21 protein-coding genes are annotated in these 18,885 nt (G+C 71.3%); 16 read left to right on the forward strand and 5 right to left on the reverse strand.

The features are described 5' to 3' along the window. Positions 1 to 421 precede the first annotated feature (421 nt). The 4 genes from STRIP9103_RS19580 (at position 422) to STRIP9103_RS19595 (ending at position 4,509) form a co-directional block, all read left to right on the forward strand. Positions 422 to 1,636: an NYN domain-containing protein gene (locus STRIP9103_RS19580; protein WP_048820598.1), complete on the forward strand. Its 1,215-nt coding sequence runs from the start codon at positions 422 to 424 to the stop codon at positions 1,634 to 1,636. A gap of 195 nt (positions 1,637 to 1,831) precedes the next feature. Continuing rightward, on the forward strand, positions 1,832 to 2,857 hold the full coding sequence (locus STRIP9103_RS19585; protein ID WP_078613972.1) for an ABC transporter ATP-binding protein: 1,026 nt from the start codon (positions 1,832 to 1,834) through the stop codon (positions 2,855 to 2,857). Positions 2,858 to 2,963: 106 nt separating this feature from the next. Next, positions 2,964 to 3,788 (forward strand): ABC transporter permease, encoded by an 825-nt coding sequence (locus STRIP9103_RS19590; protein ID WP_009315306.1) that lies wholly within the window; start codon positions 2,964 to 2,966, stop codon positions 3,786 to 3,788. A gap of 34 nt (positions 3,789 to 3,822) precedes the next feature. Then, positions 3,823 to 4,509 (forward strand): hypothetical protein, encoded by a 687-nt coding sequence (locus tag STRIP9103_RS19595; RefSeq protein ID WP_048820597.1) that lies wholly within the window; start codon positions 3,823 to 3,825, stop codon positions 4,507 to 4,509. A 96-nt stretch (positions 4,510 to 4,605) separates the two neighbouring features. Here the strand turns inward: STRIP9103_RS19595 and ybaK are convergent, their stop codons facing one another. The 4 genes from ybaK to STRIP9103_RS19615 form a co-directional block, all read right to left on the reverse strand. After that, positions 4,606 to 5,109: a Cys-tRNA(Pro) deacylase gene (gene ybaK / locus STRIP9103_RS19600; protein ID WP_009315310.1), complete on the reverse strand. Its 504-nt coding sequence runs from the start codon at positions 5,107 to 5,109 to the stop codon at positions 4,606 to 4,608. Positions 5,110 to 5,135: 26 nt separating this feature from the next. Continuing rightward, the gene (locus STRIP9103_RS19605; RefSeq protein ID WP_009315329.1) at positions 5,136 to 5,876 is read right to left on the reverse strand and encodes an LON peptidase substrate-binding domain-containing protein; all 741 of its coding nucleotides are present in this window, start codon (positions 5,874 to 5,876) and stop codon (positions 5,136 to 5,138) included. Positions 5,877 to 5,887: 11 nt separating this feature from the next. After that, positions 5,888 to 6,982, reverse strand: a complete 1,095-nt coding sequence (locus STRIP9103_RS19610) for a hypothetical protein (RefSeq protein ID WP_009315326.1) — start codon at positions 6,980 to 6,982, stop codon at positions 5,888 to 5,890. 186 nt (positions 6,983 to 7,168) lie between these two features. Continuing rightward, positions 7,169 to 8,749: a hypothetical protein gene (locus STRIP9103_RS19615; RefSeq protein WP_009315315.1), complete on the reverse strand. Its 1,581-nt coding sequence runs from the start codon at positions 8,747 to 8,749 to the stop codon at positions 7,169 to 7,171. 200 nt (positions 8,750 to 8,949) lie between these two features. Between STRIP9103_RS19615 and hisD the strand changes: the two genes are divergently transcribed. The 8 genes from hisD to hisF are packed head-to-tail and all read left to right on the forward strand — an operon-like array spanning position 8,950 to position 14,690. After that, on the forward strand, positions 8,950 to 10,272 hold the full coding sequence (gene hisD, locus STRIP9103_RS19620; RefSeq protein WP_009315331.1) for a histidinol dehydrogenase: 1,323 nt from the start codon (positions 8,950 to 8,952) through the stop codon (positions 10,270 to 10,272). Next, on the forward strand, positions 10,269 to 11,381 hold the full coding sequence (locus STRIP9103_RS19625; RefSeq protein WP_009315305.1) for a histidinol-phosphate transaminase: 1,113 nt from the start codon (positions 10,269 to 10,271) through the stop codon (positions 11,379 to 11,381). Before hisD ends, STRIP9103_RS19625 begins: the two co-directional genes overlap by 4 nt. After that, the gene (gene hisB, locus STRIP9103_RS19630; RefSeq protein ID WP_009315304.1) at positions 11,378 to 11,971 is read left to right on the forward strand and encodes an imidazoleglycerol-phosphate dehydratase HisB; all 594 of its coding nucleotides are present in this window, start codon (positions 11,378 to 11,380) and stop codon (positions 11,969 to 11,971) included. The genes STRIP9103_RS19625 and hisB overlap by 4 nt, the downstream gene beginning before the upstream one ends. After that, the gene (locus STRIP9103_RS50685; RefSeq protein WP_009315330.1) at positions 11,968 to 12,132 is read left to right on the forward strand and encodes a hypothetical protein; all 165 of its coding nucleotides are present in this window, start codon (positions 11,968 to 11,970) and stop codon (positions 12,130 to 12,132) included. The genes hisB and STRIP9103_RS50685 overlap by 4 nt, the downstream gene beginning before the upstream one ends. Beyond that, positions 12,123 to 12,773 (forward strand): imidazole glycerol phosphate synthase subunit HisH, encoded by a 651-nt coding sequence (gene hisH, locus STRIP9103_RS19640; protein ID WP_009315308.1) that lies wholly within the window; start codon positions 12,123 to 12,125, stop codon positions 12,771 to 12,773. Before STRIP9103_RS50685 ends, hisH begins: the two co-directional genes overlap by 10 nt. 3 nt (positions 12,774 to 12,776) lie before the next feature. After that, on the forward strand, positions 12,777 to 13,499 hold the full coding sequence (gene priA, locus STRIP9103_RS19645) for a bifunctional 1-(5-phosphoribosyl)-5-((5-phosphoribosylamino)methylideneamino)imidazole-4-carboxamide isomerase/phosphoribosylanthranilate isomerase PriA (RefSeq protein WP_009315317.1): 723 nt from the start codon (positions 12,777 to 12,779) through the stop codon (positions 13,497 to 13,499). A gap of 16 nt (positions 13,500 to 13,515) precedes the next feature. Continuing rightward, positions 13,516 to 13,938, forward strand: a complete 423-nt coding sequence (locus STRIP9103_RS19650; RefSeq protein WP_009315307.1) for a RidA family protein — start codon at positions 13,516 to 13,518, stop codon at positions 13,936 to 13,938. Beyond that, on the forward strand, positions 13,935 to 14,690 hold the full coding sequence (gene hisF / locus STRIP9103_RS19655; RefSeq protein WP_009315332.1) for an imidazole glycerol phosphate synthase subunit HisF: 756 nt from the start codon (positions 13,935 to 13,937) through the stop codon (positions 14,688 to 14,690). Before STRIP9103_RS19650 ends, hisF begins: the two co-directional genes overlap by 4 nt. A gap of 127 nt (positions 14,691 to 14,817) precedes the next feature. Here hisF and STRIP9103_RS19660 read toward each other — a convergent pair whose 3' ends face one another. Next, positions 14,818 to 15,453 carry a TIGR03085 family metal-binding protein gene (locus STRIP9103_RS19660; RefSeq protein ID WP_009315309.1) on the reverse strand — a complete coding sequence of 212 codons (636 nt, stop codon included), beginning with the start codon at positions 15,451 to 15,453 and terminating at the stop codon, positions 14,818 to 14,820. Between the two features lie 224 nt (positions 15,454 to 15,677). Here STRIP9103_RS19660 and hisI point away from each other — a divergent pair, with 224 nt between their 5' ends. The 4 genes from hisI to STRIP9103_RS19680 all read left to right on the forward strand — a co-directional run bounded on the left by hisI (position 15,678) and on the right by STRIP9103_RS19680 (position 18,871). Then, positions 15,678 to 16,124, forward strand: a complete 447-nt coding sequence (gene hisI, locus STRIP9103_RS19665; protein ID WP_009315312.1) for a phosphoribosyl-AMP cyclohydrolase — start codon at positions 15,678 to 15,680, stop codon at positions 16,122 to 16,124. An 11-nt stretch (positions 16,125 to 16,135) separates the two neighbouring features. Continuing rightward, complete coding sequence (locus STRIP9103_RS19670; protein WP_009315328.1) at positions 16,136 to 17,632, forward strand: anthranilate synthase component I; 1,497 nt, start codon at positions 16,136 to 16,138, stop codon at positions 17,630 to 17,632. 104 nt (positions 17,633 to 17,736) lie between these two features. Continuing rightward, a complete protein-coding gene (locus tag STRIP9103_RS19675) occupies positions 17,737 to 18,384 on the forward strand; it encodes a TIGR02234 family membrane protein (protein ID WP_048820601.1) in 648 nt (215 codons plus the stop codon). Between the two features lie 214 nt (positions 18,385 to 18,598). After that, entirely contained in the window at positions 18,599 to 18,871 is a 273-nt protein-coding gene (locus STRIP9103_RS19680) for an HGxxPAAW family protein (protein ID WP_009315324.1), read from the forward strand. Positions 18,872 to 18,885 lie beyond the last annotated feature (14 nt).

Genomic DNA, 18,885 nt, shown 5'->3' on the forward strand with positions numbered 1-18,885 from the left:
CCTTCATACGGACGTCAGTTGTGACCGAAACGTTTCTGCCGGCCCTTGCGGGCCATGTCGCCCGGGGTCGCCTGCGTGATGCGCTGCTCGGCCTGTGCCTCCATCGAGGACGGGCGGGCCTCCTGCTGACTCGCTCGGACTGCGGCTGCTTACGGTCCTGCTTCTTGTTCTTGGCCATGGTGATCTGCCTCCTGTGGGGGATCTAGGGGCCAGGGCCGCGACCAGACTCACATAGGCCGACAAGGCGTGCATTTCGGAAAATTACCGTCCGTGACGAGAGTTGTCGGATCGTGTACCGGGATGCAGGGCGCGTGCGGCGAATACGCCACGCCGAAGATCGAGTTCCGGCCGTTAACCTCCGCGCAGTCGGGCAGACTCGAAGGAAGCCCTAAGCAAACCTCCCGGAAAGAGGGTGGATCGCGTGGACCGCTGCATCGTCCTGGTGGACGCCGGGTATCTGCTCGGCGCAGCCGCCAGCCTCCTCGCCGGGGAACCCTCCCGCTCCCGCATCACCGTCGACCACGCCGCCCTCATCCAGGGGCTGCGCGAACGCGCCGAGGCCGACACCGAGCGGCCCCTGCTGCGCATCTACTGGTTCGACGGCGCCCCCGACCGCGTCCCCCAGCCCGAGCACCGAAGGCTGCGGGTGATGCCCCGGGTGACCGTACGGCTCGGCGCGCTGACCCGCAGCGACGGCCGGTGGGCGCAGAAGGGCGTGGACGCAGCGATGCACGCCGAACTGACCGAGCTGGCCCGCAACCGGGCCTGCTCCGACGTGGTCCTCGTCACCGGGGACGGCGATCTGCTGCCGGGCATGATGGCGGCCAAGGAGCACGGCGTCGCCGTACATCTGTGGGCGGTGCAGGCCGCCGACGGTGACTACAACCAGTCCGAGGACCTGGTCGCCGAGGCCGACGAGCGGCGTGTGCTCGACCGGGCGTGGATCACCCAGGCCGTACGGGCCAAGGAACTCGGTGGGGTCTGTGCGCCACCGCCGGTTCCCCGGCCGGAGATCGCCGCGATCCTGTCGGCGCCGCTGCCGGAGTCCACTCTCGCGGGGACCGAGCGGACGAGCGGGGAGCCCGAACCGGCCCCCGCCGGGCGCAACGGAAGCGAGGAGCGGGTACCGGCCGCCGCCAAGGGCGTACCCACGCCGAAGGATCTCGCCGCCATGCGCGGGCCCGGCACGCATGCCGTGCAGCATCCGGCGACCGCCACGCTGCGGTGGTCCTCCGACAAGGGCTGGGTGGACCGGCCCGGGGTCCCGGCGGAGTCGCCGGACGCGGCGGCCCTGCCGACGCTGGCGCAGCTCACGACGGCGGAGCAGCGGTGGGCCGACCGGGAGGAGGACATCACGACGGTGGGTGGCGACCCGTATGAGGTCGGGCAGGTGTTCGCGCGGCGTTGGATGTCCCGGCTGACCGATCAGTCCCATCTGCAGAAGCTCTCCGAGATGTATCCGCGGGTTCCTCATCGGGTGGACGGGGAGTTGTTGCGGTATGCGGCTCGGTTCGGGTTGCTCGCGCACAAGGACGATCAGATCGATGAGCATGACCGGTACGCGATCAGGGCCGGGTTCTGGCGGGAGATCGATGTGCGTACGGCCGCGGAACACTCGACCGCCGGGGATGGGTGAGAGCGCCTGGTGGCTCGGGGCTGCCTGTTTGTCGGTGACTGCGGGGTGTCCGTGGCCGGTCGCTCCCCCACTCTCGACTGCGCTCGATCGGGAGGGACCCCCATCGCGGCGGAGCCGCATATGTCATGGCCCCGCGCCCCTTAAGGGGCGACCCGACGGCAAATCGGTGCCCGGGACCCCGTAGGCTCCTTCTTCGTGAGTACGCGTGTGGCATCGGCGAACCGGCGGAGCGGGGACGTCGTGTGTGCCGTGCGGGGGCTCACCAAGACGTATCCGGCGACTCGGGGGCGGCGCGGGGTGCCCGGAAGCCCTGAGGTGCGGGCCAATGACGCCGTGGAGCTCGACGTTCGGCGCGGGGAGATCTTCGGGTTGCTCGGGCCCAACGGAGCCGGGAAGACCACACTCGTACGGCAGCTGACCGGGCTGATGCGGCCCGATGACGGGACCGTCGAGATCCTCGGCCATGACATCGTGCGGCATCCGGAGCGGGCCGCGCGGATCCTCGCGTATCTCGGGCAGGAGTCGACCGCGCTCGACGAGCTGACCGTGGCGCTCGCCGCCGAGACCACCGGGCGGCTGCGCGGGCTCGACGTACGACAGGCGCGGGCCGAGCGGGACGCCGTGCTGGAGGAGCTGGGGCTGACCGGGCTCGCCTCGCGTCCGCTGAAGAAGCTGTCCGGCGGTCAGCGACGGCTCGCCTGCTTCGCCACCGCGCTCGTCGGGGAACGGCCGCTGCTCGTGCTGGACGAGCCGACCAGCGGGATGGACCCCGTGGCCCGGCGGGCCGTGTGGGCCGCCGTCGACCGGCGCCGCGCCGAGTCCGGCACCACCGTCCTGCTGGTCACCCACAACGTCATCGAAGCGGAGACGGTCCTGGACCGGGTCGCCGTCCTCGACCAGGGGCGCGTCATCGCCTGCGACACGCCGGCCGGACTGAAGGAGAAGGTCGCGGGCGAGGTGCACGTCGAACTGGTGTGGCGCGAGCGGGCACCGCTGGACGTCCCCGAGGTCGCCGCGCTGCGCCCGCGTGCAGTGGAGTCCGGGCGCCGCTGGTCGCTCCGGCTCGCTCCGGAGGAGGCGCGCGCGGTGGTGGCCACGGTCACCGGCGGCTCCGCCTTCGTGGCGCTCGACGACTTCACGCTGGCCACGCCGAGCCTGGAGGACGTCTACCTGGCGCTCGGCGGCAGCGCCGGCAGCGTGCAGGGGCTGGTCAAGGGGTGAGGACAGCGGGCGTGAGCCGTGGATCAGTCGGTGCGGGTGTGAACGGCAGGGCTGCCGCAGCCGTACGGAAATGGGCGACAGCCGAAGCGAAGGGGAGCAACTCGACGTGAGTGTCGTACCCGCCGAGGTTCTGCCGGGCAGTGCCCTGGCCGCAGAGGAGCGCGTGGAGCGTGGCGCCGCCGAGCTCGGGCCCCGCGCGCGGCTGTGGCCGTCGCTCTGCGCGGTGTACCGGGCGCAGCTCTCGCGGGCGCGGGTCGCGCGGATCCCGCTGCTCTTCGTGGCCACCTTCCAGTCGATCGGGATCATGATCCTGATGCGCGGGGTGGTGGACGGCGGGGCGGAGGCGAGGGCCGTCGTCGCCGGTTCGTCGGTGCTCGTCGTCGCCTTCGTCGCACTGAACCTGCTGGCGCAGTACTTCGGGCAGCTACGGGCGAGCGGAGGGCTCGACCACTACGCGACGCTGCCGGTGCCGCCCGCCGCCGTGGTGCTGGGCGCGGCCGGGGCGTACGCCTCCTTCACCGTTCCCGGGACCGTGGTGACCGCGGTGTTCGGGTGTGTGCTCTTCGGCCTGCCGCTGTCGCATCTCTGGGTGCTCGCCGCGGTGATCCCGCTCGCCGGGGCCGCGCTCGCCGGGCTCGGCGCCGCGCTGGGGCTGCTCGCCCCGCGCCCCGAGCTCGCCACGGTCCTCGGGCAACTGGGGATGTCGGCGGCGCTGCTGCTGGGCGTGCTGCCGGCCGACCGGATGCCGGGCTTCATCCAGTTCGCGCGCGACCTTCTGCCCTCCACATACGGTGTCGAGGCCTTCGCGCGAACGTTCGGGGCGCACCCCGACTGGGCGTTCGTACTCGGTGATCTCGCCGTGTGCGCCGGTGTCGGTGTCGTCTCGCTCGCCGTCGCCACCTGGGCGTACCGGCGGGCCGCCGTCCGATGACGCGCCGCACAGTCGCGCCTGGCACGATGTCAGGGTGACCGCACCGTTGACTCCGCCTCCGCCGCCGCACCACCAGCCCTCGAACGACCCGTGGACTCCGCCGCCCACGGGCGGTGGGGGCGTGGGGCACGTCGGGTACGAGCCGGGCGGCTCCGGGGCCGGGTCGGGGCCCGGGACGGGGCGGCAGCTCGCCGAGGCCGCCGTCGGCATGGTCGTCCTCGCGCTCGTCGGCGGGGTGCTGCTCGGACTGCTGTGGTGGTGGCTCGCGCCGCACGTGCCGCTTGTCTCCGACGGGTCGGCCGTCTACCTCAAGGACACCGAGGGTGAGCAGGCCGCCGGGGTCGACGGAACGTTCACGCTTTTGGCGCTGGGGATAGGCGCGCTGAGTGGGCTCGTCGTGTTCCTCGTGCGGCGGCACGGGGGTGTGCCGCTGGTGCTCGGGCTCGCGCTGGGTGGGTTGCTGGGGGCCGTGCTCGCGTGGCGGCTCGGGGTGTGGCTCGGGCCCGAGTCCGACGTCGCCGCTCGTGCGAAGGAAGTGGGCGAGGGGGTTACGTTCTCCGCGCCGCTGAAGCTCGGGGCGAAGGGGGCGCTGTTGGCCTGGCCGTTGGCCGGGGTTCTGGTGCACCTTGGGTTGACGGCGTTGTTCGGGCCGCGGGATCCGGATCCGTACGAGCAGGCGCGACAGCACAAGGACGGCTACGGCACGCCGCCGGCCGCGTAACGGCTTTTTCTTCCGCCCTCGCCGCCCCTACCCGTCCCATCCCCAGGGGCGGCAGCCCCTGGATGGAGTCCCCCCGCTCGAACGAAGCCGAGACGGTCACGCACGGGCAATGGGCGCGGACACCGCCTCCGTCAGCTTCAGAAGGTCTCCAGGAGACAGCTCGACCTCCAGACCGCGACGCCCGGCGGAGACGCAGATCGTGTCGTGTGCGCCCGCCGACTCGTCCAACACCGTACGGAGCTTCTTGCGCTGCCCCAGCGGAGAGATGCCGCCCCGGACATAGCCCGTCGTACGCTCCGCGAGCGTCGGGTCGGCCATAGCGGCCCGCTTGCCGCCCACCGCCGTCGCCAGGCCCTTCAGATCGAGGGAGCCCGCCACGGGTACGACCGCGACGACCAGCGCGCCGTCGACGTCCGCCACCAGGGTCTTGAAGACCCGCTCGGGGGACACGCCCATCGCCTCGGCGGCCTCCTCACCGTAGGAGGGGTGGGCGGGGTCGTGCTCGTAGGCGTGGACGGTCAAGTCCACGCCCGCCGCCGTGAGGGCCACCGTCGCGGGCGTGCCCCCGGACTGCTGCTGCTTCTTCGACTTCTTCGCCATCCCAGTCGGTCCCCAGTGGTCGTACGTCAGTTGAGGCTTGTCGGACCCCGCGTCAGCTCCGACGCGGGCAACGACGGCAGACTACGGATGATCGCGCTCTCGGCGCGCAGGAGTTTCAGCTCGTCGCGCAGGCGGGAGGCGGTGTCGGGGGCCTGGAGGAGCCGCTGCTTGGCGGGGGTGTCGAGCATCATCGCCGCCGCGACCAGATACGACACGACGGCCGGCTCGTCCGGCAGGTCGGCGCCGGTCGACAGCGAGCGTTCCCGGGCCCCGGCCAGCCGCTTCTGGTACTGCCGGAAGGCCCGAAGCACGCCCTCCGCGAGCGCGCCCGCCTCGTCGCCGGGGTCCTCGGAGAGCTCCTCCAGTTCGGCGACGAGGAACGGGCCGGAGGCGTCCACGGAGAGCAGACGCACCCGGGTGGTACCGGTCGCGAGGACCTCGAACGTGCCGTTGTCGCGCTCCCGGATGGTGGCCGCGTCCGCGACGCAGCCCACGGAGTGGAACGCCTTGGCGGGGTCGTCGCCGAAGCCGGCGGTCGGACCGCGCTCGGGCAGGGCCGTGGGATCGGGCATGCCGGGTGCGCTCGGCGCGACCTCGTGGCCGTCGCGGATGGCGACGACGGCGAAGCGGCGTGGTTCGTCCTCGGGGGTTTTCAGCAACTCGCGCATCATGGCGCGATAGCGCTCCTCGAAGATGTTCAGAGGAAGCACGAGCCCCGGGTACAACACCGAGTTCAGGGGGAAGAGCGGCAGCCGGACGGTGGTCACGAGGCCAGAGCCTAGTGGTCGTCGGGGCGGGCGCGTTCGCTCGTACTCGTTTGTGACCTCTCCGCCCGCCTCGTTCGTGACCTCTCCGCCCGCTTTCCGGCCCGCTTCGCCGCCGATCTGCCGGCCCCTTCCCGCAGCGGTATCGAGGACGCCACCTCCAGCCGTACGCCGTCCCGCAGCTGAAGGAACTGGCCCAGCGGGTCGTCCGAGACACGGTCCCAGGGGAAGGAGGTGGCGTACGGGCCGATCATGCGCAGCTGTTCCAGCGCGTCCGGCCAGCGTTCCAGTCGTACGAGGACGTAGGTCAGCAGGTTGCGGACCTCGGCCGGCCAGGGATCGCCCGGTTCGTACTCGGCGGAGAGCGCGATCGCCCGGTCCGCGGCCTCGTCCAGGCGGGCGCGGGGCACCTCGGGTCCGCCGCCCTCGGTGAGGTGGGCGAAGGCGGCCCGTACCGGAAGGGCCTGGACGAGGGAGCCGGGCAGCGCGTCCTCGGCGGCCCGCTCGGCGAAGTCGAAGCACTCCCGGTGCGAGCCGTACCAGGCGGCCGAGAGGTACTTGAGGGCCGAGACATGGCAGCCGTAGTGGTGCGGGGAGCGGCGGACCGCCTCCGCCCACAGCTGTTCGAAACCGGTGTGGCCGAGGCCCGTGCCCCGGGCGTGGTCGAGGGCGATCCGCCAGGGCACCGGATCGCGCGGTTCCCCCTCGGCGGCAGCGGCGATCAGCGGGCCCACCTCACGCAGCAGTTCGACACGCGCGGGGGAGTGCCAGCCCCGGGCCACCGCCGACTGGGCCTTGATGAGCAGGACGTCGGGGTCGTGCGGGGCGGCGCTCTGCCAGGTCCGCAGCCACTCGTCGCGCGCGTGGGCGAACGAGGCGAGCCGCAGCGCGTACCGGTCGCGGTTCTCCCACTCGGCGGCCTCCCGGGTGGTCCCGAGCAGCTTGGCCGCGGGCGCGTACTCGCCGCGGCCCGCCGCCACCAGCGCGGGTCCGAGCCGTTCGTCGGGGGCGTCGAGCAGCACCTCGTCGTCGGCGGGCAGACCGTCCGCGAGCCCCGATGTGTGACGTGCCATCCGGGCTGTACGAATGAGCGCACGCAGCGGATTCATCGGCGCGGGACACCTCCTTGCGCCTGAACCGGCGCCGCTCGCGCGGACCGGGTACTGGGTACTCGCCGGCGTGGTTTCGCAATTGTTCGTCGCCGTAGCAAGACGGCGGGAAGGCGAGCGGGGTTGTGTCCCGCCGGATTAATTTTCAGTTCCCGCCCAAGGAGGCCCAGTTCCTGCCCAGAGATCTCAGTTCCTGCTCAGGAGCCGGGTCGCGCCCGCCGCCACCGTCGTCGCGAGGACCCAGCCCAGCAGGATCACCACCACGGCCAGCCACTGCCAGCCGCCGCGCAACTGCCAGTAGCCGACCTGGCCGAGGTCGATGACCGGGAGCAGCAGATCCAGGGCGAACAGAGAAGGACTCCAGATCGGATGCTCGCCGCTCTTCATCGGCGGATGGTCGGCGTGCGAGAAGGCGTACGAGGTCAGCGCCCACAGCATCGCCATCCACACGGCGGCCCGGCCCGGCCGGTACCCGTACGCGACCGTCCAGTCCTGCGCGTAGCCCCAGATCTTGCCCGCCAGCGGCAGGTTCTCGCGCCGGTGGCGCTGCTTGGCGAGCAGCACCTCGCGCGCGCCCTCGTCGTCGCCGCTGGCCCGCAGCACGGTCGCGAGCCGCTCGTACGGCTCCGGGCTGTACTCGGCGGTCGCCGCCGCCACCCACTCCAGCCGCCTGGCCAGCGGGAACCGCCCGCGCGGTACGAGGGTCTCGTACTGGAAGCCGCCCATGTGGAGGTTGCCCGGGCCGGGCCAGCTGTCCGCCTCATCGATCAGGACGCTGATGCGGGCGCCGGACAGGACGACCTTGCCGCGCTCGGGCCGATCGCCGAGGAAGCGCAGTTCGGGCACCTGGACGCGGCGTAAGGAAAGCTCCTGGTCGTCCTTGAAGGTGAACCGGGCCCGCTCCAGGTCGACGGCGTCCCCGAACCGGCCGTCGTCCAGCCGTATCCCGCCCTCGCACACGAACCGCTGCACCCGGGTGCCCCGCGCGGGTGTGCTCCCGCTGGTGTACAGGGGATTGCCGACACCGGCGGGGGTCAGATAGAGCGTGCGTTCGACGGTCAGCTGGGGCGCGTTGAGGGCGAGGCGACCGTAGGGGTTGGTGAGCCGGCTGCCACGGAGGCTGAGCGAGGCGCCGACGGTCGCGCCGCGCAGACGCAACTCGCCGTGCGACTCCAGCATCTCCGCCTGCACGTCCTGGGCCACGGTCAGCCCGTCCGCCGAGATCGAACGCCCGTGCCGGTCCCGGTAGACGACCGCCTGGTTGAGCAGCAGATCGGTGCCGATCTGGGCGTCCGCCAGCCGCACCCCGTTGTGGAACCGGCAGCGCGGCAGATGCAGATCGCCCTCCGTGTGCAGCCGAGCCGCCTCCAGGCGCGGCACGGAACAGTCCACCAGCCGTATCGTCGTGAACCGGGCCTCCGGCAGCAGGATCTCCTTCTCGAACCGGCAGCCCTTCATCTCGACGTACGGCACCACCTGGCCGCCCGCCAGCTCCAGGGTGTCCTTGATCTGTACGCCGACCAGCTTCAGCGCGGACACCCGGCCGGCCAGCGCGGGCGGTCCGTCCAGCAGCAGCCAGGCAACGACCCGGGCACGTACGGTGCGCTCGGGGCCCCAGGGGTGGCCGCCGTGCGGATCGTCCTCGGCGGTGTCCCCGCTGCGCAGGTCGTACACACTGCCGTTGCGGAATGCCTGCCACATGCCGGCCTCGGCGGCGGTCAGGTCGTCCGGCGGCTCCCCGTCCCGGACGCCGGCACCCTCGGTCACAGCTGTTCCTTCCTCCGTCCCCCGCACTCATGTGTATCGAGCAACTGTTCATGCTGGTGATGCCCGCTGAGTGACACTCTGAACGCTAGACGTGAAGGTGATCTTCCGGGTTCCCGGGGGGATCTGGTCCATCCAGTGGAACGCGCGGACGACGGCCGACGCGGGTCTGAGAGAATTGGCCCGTGCTGGAACACTCCTCGATGGCCCGAATCGATCTGCGCGGCGACGCCCTTCCCGAGGGCCCCGCCCTGCGCGACCTGCTGCCCCGAGCCGACTTCGACGTCTCGGTCGCCCTGGAGAAGGTGCGTCCGATCTGCGAGGCCGTGCATCATCGGGGCGACGCGGCGCTGATCGACTTCGCGGAGAAGTTCGACGGCGTGCGCCTGACCTCCGTGCGAGTCCCGGCAGAGGCCCTCACGGACGCGCTGGAGCGACTCGGCCCGGCCGTCCGCGCGGCGCTGGAGGAGTCCATCCGCCGCACCCGCGTCGTCCACCGCGAGCAGCGCCGCACCACGCACACCACCCAGGTCGTCCCCGGCGGCACCGTCACCGAGAAGTGGGTGCCGGTCGAGCGCGTCGGCCTTTACGCCCCCGGTGGCCGCTCGGTCTACCCGTCGTCCGTGATCATGAACGTGGTCCCGGCGCAGGAGGCCGGCGTCGGCTCCATCGCGCTCGCCTCCCCGGCGCAGGCCGAGTTCGACGGGCTGCCGCACCCCACGATCCTCGCGGCCTGCGCACTGCTCGGCGTCGACGAGGTGTACGCGGCCGGTGGCGCCACCGCCGTCGCGATGTTCGCGTACGGCACCGAGTCCTGCCCGCCCGCCAACATGGTCACCGGGCCCGGCAACATCTGGGTGGCCGCCGCCAAGCGGTACTTCACCGGTGTCATCGGCATCGACTCCGAGGCGGGCCCGACCGAGATCGCGGTCCTCGCGGACGGCACCGCCGACCCGGTGCACGTCGCCGCCGACCTGATCAGCCAGGCCGAGCACGACCCGCTGGCCGCCGCGGTGCTCGTCACCGACTCCGTCGCGCTCGCGGACGCGGTCGAGAAGGAGCTGCAGCCGCAGATCGAGGCGACCAAGCACATCGAGGACCGTATCCGCCCGGCCCTGGCCGGGCGGCAGTCCGCGATCGTCCTCGTCGACGGCATCGACGAGGGGCTGCGGGTCGTCAACGCGTACGGCGCCGAGCACCTGGAGATCCAGACGGCCGACGCCGCGGCGGTCGCCGAGCGGGTCGTCAACGCCGGTGCGATCTTCATCGGGCCGTGGGCCCCCGTCTCGCTCGGCGACTACGCGGCCGGCTCCAACCACGTGCTCCCGACCGGCGGTTGCGCCTGCCACTCCTCCGGTCTGTCCGTCCAGTCCTTCCTGCGCGGCATCCACATCGTCGACTACACGAAGGACGCGCTGGCCGAGGTCGCGCACCATGTGGTGACGCTGGCGGAGGCGGAGGACCTGCCCGCGCACGGCGCGGCGATCAAGGCGAGGTTCGGCTGGAAGGTACCCGAGGGCAAGTGAGCGACGTAACGATCGACGATCTCCCCGTACGCGACGAGCTGCGCGGCAAGTCCCCCTATGGCGCGCCGCAGCTCGACGTCCCCGTACGGCTGAACACCAACGAGAACCCGTACCCCCTGCCCGAGCCGCTGGTCGAACGCATCGCCGAGCGGGTGCGTGAGGCGGCGCGGAGCCTCAACCGGTATCCCGATCGGGACGCGGTGGAGCTGCGGACGCGGCTGGCGAAGTATCTGACGGACACGTCCGGGTACGAGGTCGGCCTGACAAACGTTTGGGCGGCCAATGGCTCCAACGAGGTCCTTCAGCAGCTCCTGCAGACCTTCGGCGGACCCGGCCGTACAGCCGTCGGCTTCGAGCCGTCGTACTCGATGCACGGCCTCATCGCACGCGGCACCGGCACCGGTTGGATCTCAGGCCCCCGCAACGACGACTTCACGATCGACCTCGCGGCCGCCGAGCAGGCCATCGCCGAGCACCGGCCGGACGTCGTCTTCATCACCACCCCCAACAACCCGACGGGCAACGCGGTCTCGCCCGAGACCGTCCTCGCGCTGTACGAGGCCGCGCAGGCGGCCAAGCCGTCCATGGTCGTGGTGGACGAGGCGTACATCGAGTTCAGCCACGGCGACTCGCTGCTGCCGTTGCTCGAAGGACGGCCGAATCTCGTCGTCTCGCGCACGATGTCCAAGGCCTTCGGCGCGGCCGGACTGCGCCTCGGCTACCTCGCCGCGCACCCGGCGGTCGTGGACGCGGTCCAGCTCGTCCGGCTGCCGTACCACCTCTCCGCCGTCACCCAGGCGACCGCGCTGGCCGCCCTGGAGCACACCGACACCCTGCTCGGCTATGTCGAGCAGCTGAAGGCGGAACGGGACCGGCTGGTCGAGGAGCTGCGCGCCATCGGCTACGAGGTGACCGAGTCCGACGCGAACTTCGTGCAGTTCGGCAGGTTCGACAACGCGCACGAGGTGTGGCAGAAGATCCTCGACCGGGGCGTCCTGGTCCGGGACAACGGCGTACCGGGGTGGCTGCGAGTGACAGCGGGAACCCCGGCCGAAAACGACGCGTTCCTCGACGCGGTACGTGAGTTGAAGAAGGAGCAGAGCGCATGAACCGCGTAGGGCGCGTGGAGCGGACCACGAAGGAGACGTCGGTTCTCGTCGAGATCAACCTCGACGGCACCGGCAAGACCGAGATCTCCACCGGGGTCGGCTTCTACGACCACATGCTCGACCAGCTCGGCCGCCACGGTCTGTTCGACCTGACCGTGAAGACCGACGGCGATCTGCACATCGACTCGCACCACACCATCGAGGACACCGCACTCGCCCTCGGCGCGGCCTTCAAGCAGGCCCTCGGCGACAAGGTGGGCATCTACCGCTTCGGCAACTGCACGGTCCCGCTGGACGAGTCCCTCGCCCAGGTCACCGTCGACCTCTCCGGCCGCCCGTACCTCGTGCACACCGAGCCGGAGAAGATGGCGCCGATGATCGGCGAGTACGACACCACGATGACCCGGCACATCCTGGAGTCCTTCGTCGCCCAGGCCCAGATCGCGCTGCACGTGCACGTGCCGTACGGGCGCAACGCGCACCACATCGTCGAGTGCCAGTTCAAGGCGCTCGCGCGGGCGCTGCGATACGCGTCCGAGCGCGACCCGCGCGCGGTCGGCATCCTGCCGTCGACGAAGGGCGCGCTGTGAACAGCCTCTCCACGATCCTGATCGTCGTCGGCCTCTTCCTGATCGGCGGCATCTACTCCTTCGTCAAGCAGCAGATGCCGAAGAGCCTCATCACGCTGTTGTCGGTCGGCGCCGCGATGTGTCTCGTCGCGGGCGTCCTGCGGCTGGAGGTATGGAATTGAGCACCGCGTCAAAAAAGGTCGTGGTCTTCGACTACGGCTTCGGCAACGTCCGCTCCGCCGAGCGTGCTCTCGCGCGCACGGGCGCCGAGGTCGAGATCACGCGGGACTTCGACAAGGCCATGAACGCGGACGGGCTGCTGGTGCCCGGCGTCGGCGCCTTCGCCGCCTGTATGAAGGGGCTGAAGGAGGCGCGCGGCGACTGGATCATCGACCGCAGGCTCGCCGGTGGCCGTCCGGTGATGGGCATCTGCGTGGGCATGCAGATCCTGTTCGCGCGCGGCATCGAGCACGGTGTGGAGACCGAGGGCCTCGACGAGTGGCCGGGCTCGGTCGAACCGCTCCAGGCCGAGATCGTGCCCCACATGGGCTGGAACACCGTCGACGCCCCCGAGGGCACGGAACTCTTCGCCGGCCTCGACGCCGACGCCCGCTTCTACTTCGTGCACTCCTACGCCGTCCACGACTGGTCCCTGGAGACGCACAACCCGGCCATGACCGCGCCCAAGGTCACCTGGTCCACGCATGGCAAGCCCTTCGTGGCGGCCGTCGAGAACGGCGCGCTGTGGGCCACGCAGTTCCACCCCGAGAAGTCCGGCGACGCCGGAGCGCAGCTGCTGAACAACTGGATCGGAACCCTGTAGATCATGGCAAAGCTCGAACTTCTCCCCGCCGTCGACGTCCGTGACGGCCAGGCGGTCCGGCTCGTGCACGGCGAGTCCGGCACGGAGACCTCCTACGGCTCCCCCCTGGAAGCCGCCCTCGCCTGGCAGCGTGCGGGCGCCGAGTGGCTGCACCTGGTCGACCTGGACGCCGCGTTCGGCACCGGCGACAACCGCGACCTGGTCGCCGAGGTCACCAGGGCGATGGACATCAAGGTGGAGCTGTCCGGCGGCATCCGGGACGACGCCTCGCTGGCGAAGGCCCTGGCCACCGGCTGCACCCGGGTGAACCTCGGCACGGCCGCCCTGGAGACCCCCGAGTGGGTCGCCAAGGTCATCGCCGAGCACGGCGACAAGATCGCCGTGGGGCTCGATGTGAAGGGCACGACCCTGCGCGGCCGGGGCTGGACCCGGGACGGCGGCGACCTCTACGAGACTCTGGAGCGCCTCGACAAGGAGGGCTGCGCCCGCTACGTCGTCACCGACATCGCCAAGGACGGCACGCTCCAGGGCCCCAACCTGGAGCTCCTGCGCAATGTGTGTGCCGCGACGGACCGTCCGGTCGTGGCGTCCGGCGGTGTGTCCTCCCTCGACGACCTCCGCGCCATCGCCGAGCTCGTACCCCTCGGTGTCGAGGGCGCCATCGTCGGGAAGGCGCTGTACGCGAAGGCGTTCACCCTGGAAGAGGCCTTGGAGGCCACGTCTTGAAATGGGACACAGTGTCATGACGTCCGATGCCGTGCGGCGTGTGCAGAGCGGAAACCCCTGGGAGGAGTCCTTCGGTTTCGCGCGCGCTGTCGCGGCGGGAGACCGCGTCCTGGTGGCGGGCACCACGGCCTTCAGAGGCAGTGTCCTGTACGGGGAGGGCGACCCGTACGAACAGGCCAAGGTGGCCTTCACCAGCGCGGTCGAGGCGCTCGGCGAGTTCGGGCTCGGCGTCGAGTCCGTGGTCCGTACGAGGATGTATCTGGCGCATCTGCGGGACGTCGACGAGGTGGGCCGGGCCCACAAGGAGATCTTCGACCCCGTGCGCCCGGCCGCGACCCTGCTGGTCGTGGAGGGCTTCATCGACCCGCGCATCCTCGTCGAAGTGGAAATCGAAGCATTCAGAGGCCAGAGGCCTTCCCAAGGAGCCGTGGAGTCATGACCCTGGCGGTCCGAGTCATCCCCTGCCTGGACGTGGACAACGGCCGGGTCGTCAAGGGAGTCAACTTCCAGAACCTGCGCGACGCGGGCGACCCCGTCGAGATGGCCAAGGTGTACGACGCCGAGGGCGCCGACGAGCTGACGTTCCTGGACATCACCGCCTCGTCGGGCAACCGCGAGACGACATACGACGTGGTGCGCCGCACCGCCGAGCAGGTCTTCATCCCGCTGACGGTCGGCGGCGGTGTGCGCACCGCCGAGGACGTGGACAAGCTGCTGCGGGCGGGCGCCGACAAGGTGGGCGTCAACACCGCCGCCATCGCCCGCCCCGACCTGATCCGCGAGATCGCCGAGCGCTTCGGCCGTCAGGTGCTGGTGCTGTCGGTGGACGCCCGCCGTACCGAGTCCGGGTCCTTCGAGGTCACCACCCACGGCGGACGCAAGGGCACCGGCATCGACGCCGTCGAGTGGGCCCACCGGGCCGCCGAGCTGGGCGCGGGGGAGATCCTGCTCAACTCGATGGACGCGGACGGCACCAAGGACGGCTACGACCTGGAGATGATCACGGCCGTCCGCAAGCACGTGACGGTCCCGGTCATCGCCTCCGGCGGCGCCGGCAAGTCGGCCGACTTCGCCCCGGCCATCGAGGCGGGCGCGGACGCGGTCCTCGCCGCGTCGGTGTTCCACTTCGGCGACCTGCGCATCGGCGAGGTGAAGGACGCGCTGCGGGAGGCGGGGCACCCGGTGAGGTGACGCCACCGGTTCTGCTGGTCTTGATGTGAGCGCCGGTGCGTGAGCGATGTGAGCGCCGGTGCGTAAGCGCCGATATGTAAGCCCCGGCCCCCTGGTGGCCGGGGCTTACTCATGGTGGTAGCGGCGCTCAGATACCGAGCTGCTTCGTCTCGTGGATCCGCGTGATGGCGTCCTTGTCGCCCTCCAGCTCCACGTCGGCGACCTGCTGCCGGCCGTAGAGGAAGAGCAGCAGCTCGGAGGGCTCGCCGGTGACTGTGACGACGGGGGTGCCCCGGTGGGCCACCGCCGTGCGGCCGTCGGGGCGGCGCAGTACGAGGCCGGTGGGGGAGCCGCGGCCCATCAGGCGGGAGGTGCGCTCCAGGCGGGACCACAGGGCGTCCTGGAAGACGTGGTCGAGTTCGCGCGGCGACCAGTCCGCCTGGGCGCGGCGGATGTCCTCGGTGTGGACGTAGAACTCGATCGTGTTGGACGCCTCGTCGATCTGCTTGAGGGAGAAGGGCGAGAAACGCGGCGGGCCGGTGCGGACGAGCTGGATCAGCTCCTGGTACGGCTTCGCGGCGAACTCCTCCATCACCCGGTCCAGGCGTGATGCGAGCTGCTTGATGAGGATGCCCCCGGCGGCGTCGGGGCGGCGCTCGCGCACGACGACGTGCGCGGCCAGATCCCGGGTCTTCCAGCCCTCGCAGAGGGTGGGAGCATCCGGGCCGGCGGTCTCCAACAGATCGGCGAAGAGGAGCCGTTCACGCTTGGCATGGGTTGACATGACGCCAGCCTACGACTGGGGGAGCGGTCCGTGCGGTGGAGGGACCGGCGGGGCGCGGTGACACGTTTGACGAGCGAGGCCCAGCTCGGACGAGTGGGATCCGGTTCAGACGAGTGAGGTCCGGTTCAGGCGAGGGAGGTTCAGTTCGTATGACTAGGTGACGAGAGGGTCCGGCTTGTGGACAACCGGCGAGGCGGGACGGCGGGGCGCGGCACAATGGCCGCATGACCAGCACGCCGTCCTCCAGCAGCCCCCACAGTCCCGGAGCCCTCAGCGGCCCCGGCGCTCCCAGCGCGCTGGACCCCGAGATCGCCGCGCGCCTGAAGCGCAGCGCCGACGGGCTCCTGCCCGCCATCGCCCAGCAGTACGACACCGGCGAGGTGCTCATGCTCGGCTGGATGGACGACGAGGCACTGCACCGCACCCTCACCACCGGCCGCTGCACCTACTGGTCCCGCAGCCGCCGCGAGTACTGGGTGAAGGGCGACACCTCCGGCCATTTCCAGTGGGTGAAGTCCGTCGCCCTGGACTGCGACGCCGACACCGTCCTCGTCAAGGTCGACCAGGTGGGCGCCGCCTGCCACACGGGCGCCCGCACCTGCTTCGACGAGGATGTCATCAAGGCCGTCGAGGGCGGCGCCGATTCCGACGTACCGTCACTGGATCAGTAAGGTCAGCCGCCATGGACCTCGAGACGTTCCGCAAGCTGGCCACCGACCGTCGCGTCATCCCCGTCAGCCGCAAGCTCCTCGCCGACGGCGACACCCCGGTCGCGCTCTACCGCAAGCTCGCCGCAGAGCGCCCCGGCACCTTCCTCCTGGAGTCCGCCGAGAACGGCCGATCCGCGTTCAAATGGTCTCGCTACTCCTTCGTGGGCGTCCGCAGCCACGCCACCCTCACCACCCGCGACGGCCAGGCCCACTGGCTGGGCACCCCGCCCGTCGGAGTCCCCGTCGACGGGGACCCGCTCGCCGCCCTGCGCGCCACCATCGAGGCGCTCCACACCCCCCACCAGGAGGGCATGCCGCCCTTCACCGGCGGCATGGTCGGCTACCTCGGCTACGACATCGTGCGCCGCCTGGAGAAGATCGGCCCCGGCGAGCGGGACGACCTCCGACTGCCCGAGCTGACCATGCTGTTGACGAGCGACCTGGCGGTCATGGACCACTGGGAGGGCTCGGTCCTGCTGATCGCCAACGCCATCAACCACAACGACCTCGACACGGACGTCGACGAGGCCCACGCCGACGCGATCGCCCGCCTCGACGCCATGGAGGCCGACCTCAGCCGGCCCGTCGCCCAGCCCCCGGCCGTCCTCCCGCCCTCGGAGCTGCCTGAATACACCGCGCTGTGGGGCGGCCCCGACTTCCAGGAGGCCGTCGAGGACATCAAGGAGCGCATCCGCGCCGGCGAGGCCTTCCAGGTCGTCCCCTCCCAGCGCTTCGAAACCCCGTGCACGGCGAGCGCGTTGGACGTCTACCGGGTCCTGCGGGCGACCAACCCCTCCCCGTACATGTACCTGTTCCGGTTCGACGGCTTCGACGTCGTCGGCTCGTCCCCCGAGGCCCTGGTCAAGGTCGAGGACGGGCAGGCCATGGTGCACCCCATCGCCGGTACCCGGCACCGGGGCGCCACCCCGCAGGAGGACCAGGCCCTCGCCGACGAACTGCTCGCCGACCCCAAGGAGCGCGCCGAGCACCTCATGCTCGTCGACCTGGGACGCAACGACCTGGGGCGGGTCTGCGAACCGGGCTCGGTCGAGGTCGTCGACTTCATGTCCATCGAGCGGTACTCGCACGTCATGCACATCGTGTCCACGGTCACCGGCCGGGTCGCGGCGGGCCGTACGGCCTTCGACGTGCTGACCGCCTGCTTCCCCGCCGGCACCCTCTCCGGCGCCCCGAAGCCGCGCGCCATGCAGATCATCGACGAACTGGAGCCCTCCCGCCGGGGCCTGTACGGCGGTTGCGTCGGCTACCTCGACTTCGCGGGCGACTCCGACACCGCCATCGCCATCCGCACCGCCCTGCTGCGCGACGGCACGGCGTACGTCCAGGCCGGCGCCGGCATCGTCGCCGACTCGGACCCGGTCGCCGAGGACACCGAGTGCCGCAACAAGGCGGCGGCGGTCCTGCGCGCGGTCCACACGGCGAACAGGCTGTACCAGGAGACACGATGAGCCACGGGAGACGATGACCACCGCCGAGTACGGCGCCGGCGGGGCGACATGTGGTGCGGGACACGGTGAACCCGGGTGACGGGCCGCATGGTGCGCAGGCGATAGTGGAGTACGTGACCGCAGTACCTCACCACCCCCGTTCCGAACCCGGGTTCGTCCGCTCCGGGCGGCGCAGCCTCGCCCTGGCGCTGCTGAGCGGTGCGCTCGGCGCGGCCGTCGCGCTGCTCGCCACCCGCCAGCGCTGGTCGGAGGGCACCGCCTCGGTGGCCGGCGGAGCCTTCCCGCTGACCGCCAAGGGCAGCGATGTCACGGGCGTGCCCGCGGCGCTCGCCATAGTGGGCCTCGCCGCGCTCGTCGCCGTCTTCGCCGTACGCCGCTCCGGGCGCGTCCTGGTCGCGGTGCTGCTCGCGCTCTCCGGGGCGGGCACCGTCGTGGCCGCGCTGCTGGGCGCGTACGACAGTTCGGCGCTGGACGACAAGGCCGCCGAGGCCTCCGGCGACACCTCCGCGACGGTCGGCGCGCTCAGCCACACCGGCTGGCCGTATGTCGCGGCCGTGGGCGGCGCGCTCATCCTGCTCGCCGGGCTGCTCGCCCTGCGCTATGGACGGCTGTGGCCCGCGATGTCCGGCCGCTACGAGCGCGACGGCACACCCCGGCCGCGCAAGGCCAAGCCTGTCGACCCGGACCGGCCCGAGGACATGTGGAAGGCCCTGGACCGGGGCGAGGACCCCACGGGGGCGGATCCGGCGTAGGCCGTACGGTTTGTACGACCGCCCGGCGGGAGGGGCGCCCCGTACGAGCCGTACGACCGCCCGGCGTTCGGTGGGCCGGGAGGCGGGAAAGACCCCCGCTCAAGGCTTCCGCACGGGTACGGGACAATGGACGACGAGCGTCCGACTCACCACAGGCATCGAGCGTCACGCATCGAGCGCATGCATTGAGCAACTGAGCAACGAGGAGCAAGTCATGGCGGGCAGCAGCCACGGTCACACCCCGGCCGCCTGGACCGGCGTCACCATCGCCTTCATCGGTTTCTGTGTCTCGGGCGCCTTCATGGTGATGGCCGAGCCGCTGGGATTCTGGGCGGGCATGGTCATCGTCGTCCTCGGCGGTGTCGTCGGCCTGATCATGCGCTCGATGGGCCTGGGCCAGCCGAAGGACGCGCACGCGGTGTACCACCAGGCGTCGGGGGCGAAGAGCGCGACCGCGACCCCTGAGCCGGCCGGCGCCAAGAGCTGAACGTTCCGCGGAGG

The organism is Streptomyces ipomoeae 91-03 (assembly GCF_000317595.1).
GTDB lineage: Bacteria > Actinomycetota > Actinomycetes > Streptomycetales > Streptomycetaceae > Streptomyces > Streptomyces ipomoeae.